We start from the raw sequence: 11,321 nt of genomic DNA, 5'->3' as shown, positions 1-11,321 counted from the left end.
ACTTTAACACAGCGGTAGCTTTTACAGCTGTGTTAAGGTATAGTTTTCTATAGAATTTATGAATATCTATGATAAGAAATAATGAGGAAAGATATCTTTAAATTATTTTAATTCAAGGAGGATAAGAAGATTGTTATATAAACTTAAAAAATATAATATATTAGCGTTACTTGTGTTTGTATTTATTACCTTTACTTCTTATGTGGTCTTAGCTGCAGATAATGATACAAAAGATATGGGAAATAAAACTATAACGGATACAAAAAAAGTATGGACTGTAAGTTTTAAATCAGAAGTAGATTTAGCTTCTTTATCAAATAATGTACAAATTAAGGACATAACAAATGGAAATGCTTTCACTCCTACCGTTACTGCAGGCGATACTGCTAATACTGTAAAGGTAAATCCACCTTCTTCAGGCTATACTGTAGGACATAAGTATCAGCTAATATTAAAAAATGCTATAAAATCAAAAAAAGGCAAGAACCTGCCTAAAACAACTGTGTTAACTTTTTCAATTGCATCCAAGGACAGCAGCAATGATTATAGTATTAATGCTAGTGTTACAGTTTCACCAGTATGGAGTGGATTTAAAGCAGTGACAATTAATTCTACAAACTTGCCAGATGCTAAAAAATATAAATTAGAAGGAAACAACAACTTGTTTGATATAGGAAAACAAGCGGCTTCAATAATACCTGGAGATACTGTCAAAATTTCCATATGTGATTCTCAAGGAAATGTGCTTGCAACAGTAGACATGGATGTTTCAACTAATAAGAGTAATATAGATTTAGATTTAAATATTTAGCCTCAAGGTTATTTTGTAACCATTTATAAAAATTAACCTAATGTAGTATGAACTTTTTATTATATTTAGAGAATGCTAAAGAAAAAAAAAGTTTTAACGATAAAAGTAATGAATAATAGGTTATAGATAACTAATTTAGTGAATGTTGCTGAAAACTAGTAATTAAGTTATGTATCTTTAAACCAACTATATTAGAGAAGTTGGAGTGAAAGTCTATGAGATTAAGTCATAATATAGCCTCATTAAATGTATATAGAAGCTATTCTAAAGCATTGCAGAAGCAAAGTGATGCTTTAGGAAAAATTTCATCAGGCTATAAAGTAAATACTGCAAAGGATGATCCGAACGTTATAGCGCAAAGCGAAAGAATGAGAATGCAGATAAGAGGTCTACAGATGGCAGGAAGAAATGCACAGGACGGGGTAAGTATGTTGCAAACTGCTGAAGGTGGACTAGATAGCATAACCTCAATGCTTCAAAGGGTAAGGGAACTTGTGATACAGTCAGGGAGTGGAGCAAATAGTGAAGATGATAAAGAAATTATTCAAAAAGAAATAAACCAGATGATAAACGGTATAAATGATGTTGCTAATAATACTGAATTCAACGGTATAAAAATGCTTGGTAATAATACATCATCACTAACAATGTCAGTAGGAGCAAATGCTGATGAAAATGTGAAAATACCACGTTTAGATGTAACACCAGAAGGAATTGAAGTATTTGATAAAAAGACATCAACAAATATAAAGTTACAGCAGTTACAAACGGACTATAGCGTTACAAAAGATAACACAATAGACACAGCGTTAAATGTTGTAGATGGAGCTTTAGATATTGTAACTTCAATAAGAAGTAAGTATGGTGCTTTAGAAAATCGTTTTGAGGACAGCCTTGGAAATATAGGCGAAATATCAGTCGTTATGGAAGGTGCAGATAGTAGTATAAGAGATGCGGATATTGCAGAAGAAATGATGGAGTTAACAAAGAGTAACTTACTGGCAGAAGCAGGAAATGCAATGATGGTTCAGACAAATAAGTTTCCTCAAGATGTTTTAAGGATACTTGAAAATGTAAGAAGCAGGTAAAAGAAATAAAAAATTTTAGCCTTTAGTTTAGGTATACTGTCATTTAGATATTAACTTATAAAACAAGAGAAGCGGTGTTTACATAAAATTGAAACACTGCTTCTCTTGTTTTATAAATTAAAACAAAAAAAGACAAATACCGGCCTCCTTAATTTACCTATAGATTAGTACTAAGGTTTAGAACATTGAAACATAACAGTTTTTTATGAGTCAACAGTTATGGAGGGAAAAGTGGCAGTAGTTTCTTATTTACAAAGACTTCACCTTGATGATATGTTATTTATATAAGATTATATAAGTTAGTATTAAAGTAATATTTGTTGTTTTACACTGCCTTAAATTCTTCTTTGAATTTAAATAAAAAAAATATTTAAATTTTGTTATCGAGTTATGTCTAAAAAGGTAGCAAAAAATACCTTTTTATTGTATAATGATAGTGGCAAAAATACTATTATATAAAAAAAATGAAAATATTTACATAAACACAGCAAATAATGCAATAGATTCATGGGAGGTTATGGTGGCTATCAATGAATTATATAAAAGTATGGTAAATATATACTTACATATGATAGAATAGTTATCTCGATATTTCCTGATGATAATTATAGTAAATTAAAGCAACACTAAGATTTTTGTGAGTATAAATATGGAGGTGGGAAATTTGAATATAGGAAGTATGTCAACAGACAAAAAAGTCTATGATCTACTAAAAAAAGGATTAGATACATCTTCTCTTAGAAGCAAAGCAACAGCAAACAACATAGCCAATATAAATACTAAAGGCTATAAGAGGCAATATGTAACCTTTGAGGAAAATCTAAAAGAAAACATGAGTAACTTTCCATTAAAGACTACAGAAGACAAGCATATTGGAGGAAGCAGTAATGATGGAGAGGCAAAGGTTGAAACGGATAAGTCTTCTAGCATGAGGGAAGATGGAAATAACGTGGATATAGATAACGAAATAGTAAATCAAGCAGCAAATACCATGATGTATAATGCACTAATTAGCCAAGTTAACAATAGAATGGCTATGGAAAGATACGTAATTAATGGTAGATAAAATTTTAATGAGGAGGAAAGTTTATGATAAAGACCTTTAATACATTAAGAATAAGTGCCAGTGGTCTTTCGGCAGAAAGGCTTCGAATGGATACTATAGCATCAAATATTGCAAATGTCAATACTACTAGAGGGGCAGATGGACAGCCCTATAGAAGAAAGATTGCTGTTTTTCAAGAAAATCTAAATAAAGAATTGAATAAAGAAACTGGTAAATATGAAGGTAAATCTATAGGAGTTAAAGCGGTAGGAATTGAAGAAGATAAATCTCCACTTAGAAGAGTTTACGATCCATCTAATCCGGATGCAGATGAAGAAGGATATGTTTCTATGCCTAATGTAAATATATTGAATGAGATGGCTGACATGATAGTTGCTACGAGAGCTTATGAAGCAAACATCAATGCAGTAAATTCGGAAAAAAGTATGTTTTTGAAAGCTTTAGAAATAGGAAGGTAGGTAGACTAGAATATGAGAATAAATGAGTTTGTTCCAGATAATAGGTTATTTGAGAAAATAGGCGAAAAGGAAGTTAAAAATGAAAAAACTTCCACAAGCTTTGGCGAATTTTTGAAAGAAAAACTAGATAATGTCAATGAAAAGCAGGTTAATTCTGAAAATACAACAGAAAAATTCATCAAAGGTGATGAGGTGGATATACACAAGGTTATGATGGATTCAGAAGAGGCCAAGATGTCGCTAGAACTTGCAGTTCAAGTTAGAAACAAGTTTGTTGAGGCATATCAGGAATTAAGTAGAACGCAGTTATAGTAAGGAGTGCTAGATTAAATGAGTAAGCTATCAGAAAGCTTTAAAAAGCTAATAGATAAATTGAAAGGTTTAAGTAAAACCAGAAAGATAGCTTTTGGTGTAATTTTTGCGGGAATTATAGCATCTTTAGTGTTTTTAGGCGTATCTTTAGGTTCAACAAAGTATGATGTGCTTTTTTCTAATATGGATCCTGCTGACTCAGCGGCAGTTTATAAAAAGCTACAAGACCAAAAAATATCTGCCAAGGTAGAGGGGAATTCTATACTGGTTCCTAAGGATCAAGTAGATACACTTAGAATGCAAATGCTTGCTGAAGTTCCTATGACTAATGGCAGCCAGGGCTTTGAAATTTTAGATAAAAGTAAATTTGGATCAACAGATACGGAAATGAAAATAAATTACCAAAGAGCCCTTCAAGGAGAGCTAGAAAGGACAATTAAAAGTTTTCCAGAGGTAGAGAATGCTAGGGTTCACCTTGTACTTCCAGAGGATACAGCTTTCGTCAAAGATACTGAGCCTGGAAGTGCTTCCGTAACACTTAAGCTAAAACAGGGAGAAAAAATAAGTAGTGATCAGGTAAAAGCTATAATTGCACTAATAACAGGATCTGTGAAAAATATACCCAAAGAAAATGTACAAGTTATCGATGATAAGATGACTTTATTATCAAAGGATTTATTTAATGAAAATAAGGATATATCTGATTCTACTACTCCAGCAGAAAAACAGCAGCAATTAAAGCAGCAATACGAAAAGGATATGGAAAAAAGACTTTCAAATATGCTGGAAGCAATATATGGAAAAAACAAAGTTAAAGTAAAGGTTAACGCAGATTTAGATTTTGATGCAGTACAGCAGGACTCTGTAACCTATGATCCTAAAAGTGTTGTGGTTAGTGAACATGGTGTCAAGGATAGTTCTACAGTTCCAGGTACTAATTCATCAAGCAGTCCAGTAGATAATAATATGACAAATGCTGCAGGAACTAATACTAATAATAATGGTGTTTCAACTCATGAAGAAACTACGAAAAACTATGATATTTCAAAAGTTGAGCAAAAGACAATAAAAGCACCAGGAGCTGTTAAGAGACTGACAGCATCAGTAGCTTTAGATGGAAATATAGATGATGCTACTAAAGTTTCTATAAGAAACTTAGCGGTATCAGCTATAGGTTATGATGATAAGAGAGGGGATACCATAAGTGTAGAGGGCATACCTTTTGATACTTCAATAACTGATGATGCCAAGAAAGATTTAGATGCGATGAATAAAGCAGCTGAACAAGCTAAAAAAATTAAAACCTATGCAGCCATTGGAGCAGGAGCAGCTCTTCTTGTAGGTTTGATAGTGGCTCTTATACTGTGGAGAAGAAAGAAGAAGGCAGAGGAAGAGGAATTAATGAAAGATCAAATAACTCCGCAAGGTATTGATGTAATTATAGGTGATGATGGAATCGAAGGAACAAAGGAGCATCCTAAATTTAAGCCTATAGAACTTGATGAAGAAAATGAAAGAACTCATTTTGAAAATGAAATAAAGAAATATGCTAAGGAAAAACCAGATCAGGTGGCAGATATTATCAAATCATGGCTTGCCGAGGATGAGAGGTGATAAATTTTGACTAAGGAAAATCAAAAATTAACAGGAGTGCAAAAGGCAGCCATATTGTTTATAACTCTAGGACCAGAAGCTTCTGCAGGTATAATAAAGAAATTACCAGACTCTGAGATACAGAAAATAACCTATGAAATAGCCAATATACCTGCTGTAAAATCAGAACAAAAACAAGAGATATTACAAGAGTTTATGGAAATGAATAAGGCTAAGGATTATTTAACAGAAGGTGGAATAGAGTATGCTAGAAACCTTCTTGGAAAAGCCTTAGGAAGTCAAAGAGCAATGGAGATATTAGATAAAGTTACTGAAGCGACACAACAATTTAGACCTTTTGCTATAGCCAGAAAAGCAGATGCTCATCAGCTGTTAAATATTATATCTAATGAGCATCCTCAGACTATAGCTCTAATACTGTGCTATCTTCAAACAGATAAAGCTGGGCAAATTTTGTCTGCTCTTCCTGAAGATACTCAGACAGAGGTTGCTTACAGAATTGCCAATATGAGTAATACATCACCATTAGTGGTGAAAGAAATAGAGAAGGTATTAGATGATAAGCTATCTTCAGTAGTTAAATCTGATATGAAGGTAATAGGTGGAGTTCAAACTATTGTTGATATCTTAAACCAGGTAGACAGGACAACAGAGAAGAATATTACAGAGGGATTAGAGAAGGAAGATGCAGAATTAGCAGAAAAGGTAAAAGAATCCATGTTTGTATTCGAGGATATTGTTACTCTTGATGATGTTTCTATACAAAGAGTTCTTAGAGAAGTTGAAACTAAAGAACTTGCTCTTGCACTTAAAGGTTGTTCAGAAGATGTTGCAAACTGTATTTTCAGAAATCAGTCAAAGAGAGCTGCTGCAGCTTTAAAGGAAGATATAGAATTCCTAGGTCCTGTAAGACTTATGGATGTAGAAAAGTCTCAACAGAGAATTGTAAGTGTTATAAGAAGATTGGACGAGGCTGGAGAAATCGTACTGTCAAGAGGTGGAGAAGATGCAATCATCGTATAGAGTTATTAAAAGTTTCAGCGTAGTAGAAGAAGGTAAGAAATCTATAGTAACAGATTTTGAAACCAAGACAGAGACAAAGCAAAAAGAACTTGGCGAAACTAATGCAAGAACATTTATAGACAGTTATGAAAACTTGGCAAGAACTATGGTGGAGGATGCTCGGAAACAAAGAGATTCGATACTCTCAACTGCCTATGCAGAGGCGGAAAGAATTGAAGAGGAAGCATATAAAAATGCTTATGAAAAAGGTTACGAAGAAGGTAGTGAAAAGGGCTATAATGATGGGTTTAACAAGGCCTACCAGGACGGTTACCAAGCTAATGTTGATAAAGCTATGCAGGAAGGTGAAAGTATTAAAAATAATGCTGACAATGTATTGAAAGTCTGCATAGCTGAAAAAGAAAAGTATATAGTGGATAAGGAAAAGGAAATAAAAGAGTTAATAGTTAACTGTGTAGAGAGTATTTTAAGGAGAGAAATAAAGTATAAAGAAGGATTAAATGGTATTGTCTTTGACTCACTTTCAAAGGTTAAAAATACTAAGACTATTATAATAAAAAGTAAGGCCATTTATTGTGAAGAGTTTAAAAAACAAACAGATCTGTGGAAGGAGCAGCTTCCTTTTAAAGGAGATATATTTATAATACCGGACGAATCTATAGAAGAGGGAAGTGCAATTATAGAGAGGGAGAATGGCAAGATTGTAATTAGCGTGGACATCGCACTTAACAGGATTAGAGAGATATTTAATACTGTAGAGTAGCTCAGCTAATAATTTAGAGGTGGTTTATGATTAATTTGAACTTTGATATCCTAAATAGAAAAGTACAACAAGCTAATTTTATCTACTCTGAGGGTATTGTAAAAAAAGTTATTGGACTTACTGTAGAGGTAGAGGGAATAAAGTCCTTTGTTGGAGAGGTATGTACTATATACAATGAGAAAAATGATCCTATAACCTGTGAAGCAGTTGGGTTCAGAGAGGATAATGTTATACTTATGCCTCTTGGAGAACTTATAGGGATTGCTCCAGGATGTAGGGTAGTTCCAGAAGGAAAACCTATGAGTGTAAAATGCTCTGAGGATTTATTTGGAAAGGTACTTGATGGACTCGGAAATCCTTTAAATGGGGAAGAGTTATCAGAAGGGGCATTGTATCCTTTGGATACAGAGCCCCCAGACCCAATGAAAAGGAGAAGGATTAAAGATGTCATACCTACAGGCATTCGAGCTATAGATGGCTTTATTACCTGTGGAGAAGGACAAAGAATAGGAATTTTTGCAGGCAGTGGTGTTGGTAAAAGCACAACCTTAGGTATGATTGCAAGATATGCTGAGGCAGATGTTAATGTAATTGCTCTTATTGGAGAAAGAGGCAGAGAGGTTAGAGACTTTCTTGAAAAGGACTTAGGAATCGATGGCATGAAAAAGTCTATAATCGTCTGTGCTACATCAGATAAGCCTGCATTGGTAAGACTTAAAGGGGCTTTTACCGCCACCGCTATTGCAGAATACTTTAGAGATAAGGGTAAAAAAGTAATCTTAATGATGGACTCAGTTACTAGATTTGCTATGGCTCAAAGGGAAATTGGACTAGCTATAGGAGAGCCGCCTGCAACTAAAGGCTATACTCCTTCTGTTTTTGCAAAACTACCAAGACTTATGGAAAGGGCAGGTATGTCTGATAAAGGTTCTATTACAGCCTTTTATACTGTTTTAGTTGATGGTGATGATTTTAACGAGCCTATTGCAGACGCAGTGAGAGGTATCTTAGATGGCCATATAGTACTGTCCCGTGCACTAGCAGCCAAAAACCATTATCCGGCTATAGACGTACTTAATAGTATAAGCAGGCTTATGTCAGAGATAGCTAGTGAAGATCATAAATCCGCAGCATCCTTTGCAAGAGATTTGATGGCTACTCACAAAAACTCAGAGGATTTAATTAATATAGGTGCTTATGTAAAAGGTAGTAACAAAAAGATAGATCTTTCTATAGAGTATAACGAAAAAATAGTGGACTATTTAAAACAAGGAATGAAGGAACATTGGAGTTTTAAAGAAAGTATAAATAAGCTCCAGAGTATATTTACGTAATATAAATATATTTTCACAACTGACAATAGCTAATTGACAGTTAAGGTAGTTTGTATTCCCTAGCTGAACAATGTCTGCTATTAAAACTAGGGGGGGAAAGATGCAGCACTATCGGTTTAGACTTCAAAAGCTTCTTGATATAAGAATAGATAAAGAAGAAGAGAGTAAAAGAATTTTTAAAGATGCTCAGAGTGAAAAATTGAAGGTAGAAGAAAAATTGAATATTCTCAAAGAAAATTACAATAAATATAGGGAGCTTAATGGGTCAGAGTCTCCTATAGAACGTAAGATAAAGCATGTTTATCTAAATGCTATAAGTCACAGTATTTCGGAAGTTTCAGAGGAACTTAAAAGAAAAAGTCAAGTTTTAGAAGAGAAAAGACTGGAACTTAATGAAAAACAAATAGATAGAAAAACAGTGGAATCTCTAAAAGAAAAACAAAAGGCAGAATTTTTAAAGGAACAGGATCTAATAGAACAGAGAATGAATGATGAATTTGCATTGTATGCTTTTATTAGAAATCAAGAAAATAAATAATATGAAATATTTATATTAAGGAGTAAAATTAAATGCTTTTAAATTTTATAAATATATAGCATTATACTTGAAAGGAGGTGAAATTATGAAAGTAGGTAATATTAATATTGATGGTTCAGTGAATAGCACTGAAAGAACAAAAACTAAAAACTCAAAGGAACTTAACTCTTTTGATAGAATGTTGTCTAAGATGGCATATGAGAATAAAGACAAAAGTGTGAACACCAGCTCCAAGGAAATGAAGAAAGTTGCTAGTAGCAAATCAGACCCTAAAGATAGTTCTGTAGAAGAGACTGCAACTAGTAAGGTAGATAAAGATGATAGCTTAAAGACAATACCAAAGGAAGTCAAGGAAAAATTAAAGGAAGCTGGAATGGATGCTGAAGATGTAGACAAGGTAGGTTCTTTAGAGGATCTAAAACAAATGGTAGAACCAGATAAACTTTTAGCTATGTTACTATCTCTTATGAACCTTAATACTAATAGTTCTAACGTAGAAGGTTTAGAAATTAGTAACTTGGAAGGAAAAATAGAGAAACAGATAGAAGATATTTTTAATACAAATCTTCAACAGAATACCAATGTTACAGATAAACTTCAATTAAAGGATAAAGTTATTGATAAATTATTTGCAAAAGTAACTCAGGAAGAAACCTTAGCTCCACAATCAAGCAATGTAAAAAATGATGATTTAGTGTCAAAGATTGAGGCAGAGCTGATAGCCTTATCTAGTAACAGTCAAAAAGAGTTAAAAGTTGATAAAAAGGATATAAAGGATATTATGTCAGATTTAAAGCTTGCATCTAAAAGTATTAATGGAGATGCTGCAGAAGAGTTAAAGCTAAATAAAAAGGATGAAAAAGGTGTTATGACAGACGAAAAGGATGTTACAACAGACTTAAAACAGATATCCAAGAATCTTAATGGTTCAGCTGCAAAAGAAACCATCAGTGTTGCTCAAGGTAAAGATAAAAATTTGGATAACTTAGGCTTTAATAGTAATTCTAAATCAGAGGACGACTTCTTAAAAAATATTTTATCTGATAGCAATGATAAAATATCAAAGGTTACAAGTTTTATGTCTCATTTAAGCAATATGAAGGTGGACAACTCAAATGTTGTTGAAGGAGAAAAACTAGTTATCAATAAAAACACTTTAAATGCAGATATAATTAAAACACTTAAGTTCATGCAGATAAATAATAAATCAGATTTAACTGTTAAAATAATGCCTAAAGAGTTAGGAGAAGTGATAATAAGTCTTACTGTGGAGGCTGGGGTTATGAAAGGTACAATAACTGCTGCTAATAAGGAGGCTTATAACCTTATAAATTCTAATTTAATGGACATAACAAATAAACTTCAGAATAATGATATAAAAATTGAGAACCTTACGCTAAATATCTACAATGAGGACACAACTTTCTTTAAGAATGGTGATAATAGAGAAAGAAGTGATAACGGCCAGCAAAAAGAAAGAAAGACTAACTCAATAGGAGCTGTTGGTGAGGAGATAAGTAAAGCTGACAATTTAAGTGGAATAGATAGCAATGTAGACATGCTTGCTTAATAATGGAGGTGAGTAAATGGCAGGAACTGTTAACAATGATTCTCAAAATCAAACAATTAAAGATTTAGTTAATGAAATTAACTCAACTAAGACTTCAAGAGGTACTAGAATAGTAAAACCAGGACAGGATATGGACAAGAATGCATTCTTAAAAATACTTTCTGCAGAGCTTTCGAATCAAGATCCTACAAATGCTAAGGATGGCACCGAATATGTAGCCCAAATGGCACAGTTTGCCGGACTTGAGCAGATGGCAAATCTAAATGGCAGTATGAAGCTTTCAGGAGCTAATTCTCTTATTGGCAAGGGAGTTGTTTTGAGAAAATATGATGATATGGGAAACCTATATGCAGGACAGGTAACAAACGTAATCAAAACTGGAGACGAGATAAAGCTTAGTGTACTGGTTGGTTACGATAAAGATGCTGATGGAAAACCTGTGGAAAAAATTAAACAGTTCAGTATGGAGGATGTTGTCAGTATAGAAGATTTCTATGACTCATCTAATTTTCCAAGTGAAGGAATGAATTTATTAAATGGAGCTGCCTTAATAGGAAAGTCTGTAGAAATTGATGAAAAAGACAGCAGTGATAAAAACTATAAAGGTATAGTAAAAGAAATTTCAAGATCCTCTGAGGGAGTATTAAAGGTAGCTATTCAAACCTCAGAAAATGAAGTTAAAGAGTTCCCATTTGATAAGGTTATAAAAATAAGAGAAAGCTAACCTTAGGAAGAAGTGATACT

Annotated in this window: 12 protein-coding genes; all 12 read left to right on the top strand. The window is 33.1% G+C overall.

Annotated features, from left to right (window positions below; all coding sequences use genetic code 11):
• Nucleotides 1-130: 130 nt before the first annotated feature.
• Nucleotides 131-811: an Ig-like domain-containing protein gene (locus P8V03_RS00695; RefSeq protein ID WP_318796362.1), complete on the top strand. Its 681-nt coding sequence runs from the start codon at nt 131-133 to the stop codon at nt 809-811.
• Between the two features lie 215 nt (nt 812-1,026).
• Complete coding sequence (locus tag P8V03_RS00690; RefSeq protein ID WP_318796361.1) at nt 1,027-1,899, top strand: flagellin N-terminal helical domain-containing protein; 873 nt, start codon at nt 1,027-1,029, stop codon at nt 1,897-1,899.
• Nucleotides 1,900-2,563: 664 nt separating this feature from the next.
• On the top strand, nt 2,564-2,965 hold the full coding sequence (gene flgB, locus P8V03_RS00685; protein WP_318796360.1) for a flagellar basal body rod protein FlgB: 402 nt from the start codon (nt 2,564-2,566) through the stop codon (nt 2,963-2,965).
• A 23-nt stretch (nt 2,966-2,988) separates the two neighbouring features.
• Nucleotides 2,989-3,423 (top strand): flagellar basal body rod protein FlgC, encoded by a 435-nt coding sequence (flgC, locus tag P8V03_RS00680; RefSeq protein ID WP_318796359.1) that lies wholly within the window; start codon nt 2,989-2,991, stop codon nt 3,421-3,423.
• A 12-nt stretch (nt 3,424-3,435) separates the two neighbouring features.
• Nucleotides 3,436-3,735, top strand: coding sequence for a flagellar hook-basal body complex protein FliE (gene fliE / locus P8V03_RS00675; RefSeq protein WP_318796358.1), 300 nt, complete (start codon nt 3,436-3,438; stop codon nt 3,733-3,735).
• Between the two features lie 18 nt (nt 3,736-3,753).
• Nucleotides 3,754-5,349: a flagellar basal-body MS-ring/collar protein FliF gene (gene fliF / locus P8V03_RS00670; protein ID WP_318796357.1), complete on the top strand. Its 1,596-nt coding sequence runs from the start codon at nt 3,754-3,756 to the stop codon at nt 5,347-5,349.
• Nucleotides 5,350-5,355: 6 nt separating this feature from the next.
• Nucleotides 5,356-6,372, top strand: coding sequence for a flagellar motor switch protein FliG (fliG, locus tag P8V03_RS00665; RefSeq protein ID WP_318796356.1), 1,017 nt, complete (start codon nt 5,356-5,358; stop codon nt 6,370-6,372).
• Complete coding sequence (locus tag P8V03_RS00660) at nt 6,356-7,135, top strand: FliH/SctL family protein (protein ID WP_318796355.1); 780 nt, start codon at nt 6,356-6,358, stop codon at nt 7,133-7,135. The genes fliG and P8V03_RS00660 overlap by 17 nt, the downstream gene beginning before the upstream one ends.
• A 26-nt stretch (nt 7,136-7,161) precedes the next feature.
• Complete coding sequence (gene fliI, locus P8V03_RS00655) at nt 7,162-8,469, top strand: flagellar protein export ATPase FliI (RefSeq protein WP_318796354.1); 1,308 nt, start codon at nt 7,162-7,164, stop codon at nt 8,467-8,469.
• A gap of 100 nt (nt 8,470-8,569) precedes the next feature.
• Complete coding sequence (gene fliJ / locus P8V03_RS00650) at nt 8,570-9,007, top strand: flagellar export protein FliJ (RefSeq protein WP_318796353.1); 438 nt, start codon at nt 8,570-8,572, stop codon at nt 9,005-9,007.
• A gap of 85 nt (nt 9,008-9,092) precedes the next feature.
• Entirely contained in the window at nt 9,093-10,577 is a 1,485-nt protein-coding gene (locus P8V03_RS00645; protein WP_318796352.1) for a flagellar hook-length control protein FliK, read from the top strand.
• A 16-nt stretch (nt 10,578-10,593) separates the two neighbouring features.
• Nucleotides 10,594-11,301: a flagellar hook assembly protein FlgD gene (locus tag P8V03_RS00640; protein ID WP_318796351.1), complete on the top strand. Its 708-nt coding sequence runs from the start codon at nt 10,594-10,596 to the stop codon at nt 11,299-11,301.
• The last annotated feature ends 20 nt before the right edge of the window (nt 11,302-11,321 follow it).

This window comes from Clostridium tanneri (assembly GCF_033659955.1).
Lineage (GTDB): Bacteria > Bacillota > Clostridia > Clostridiales > Clostridiaceae > Clostridium_AM > Clostridium_AM tanneri.
This window is presented reverse-complemented; position numbering and strand designations above follow the sequence as displayed.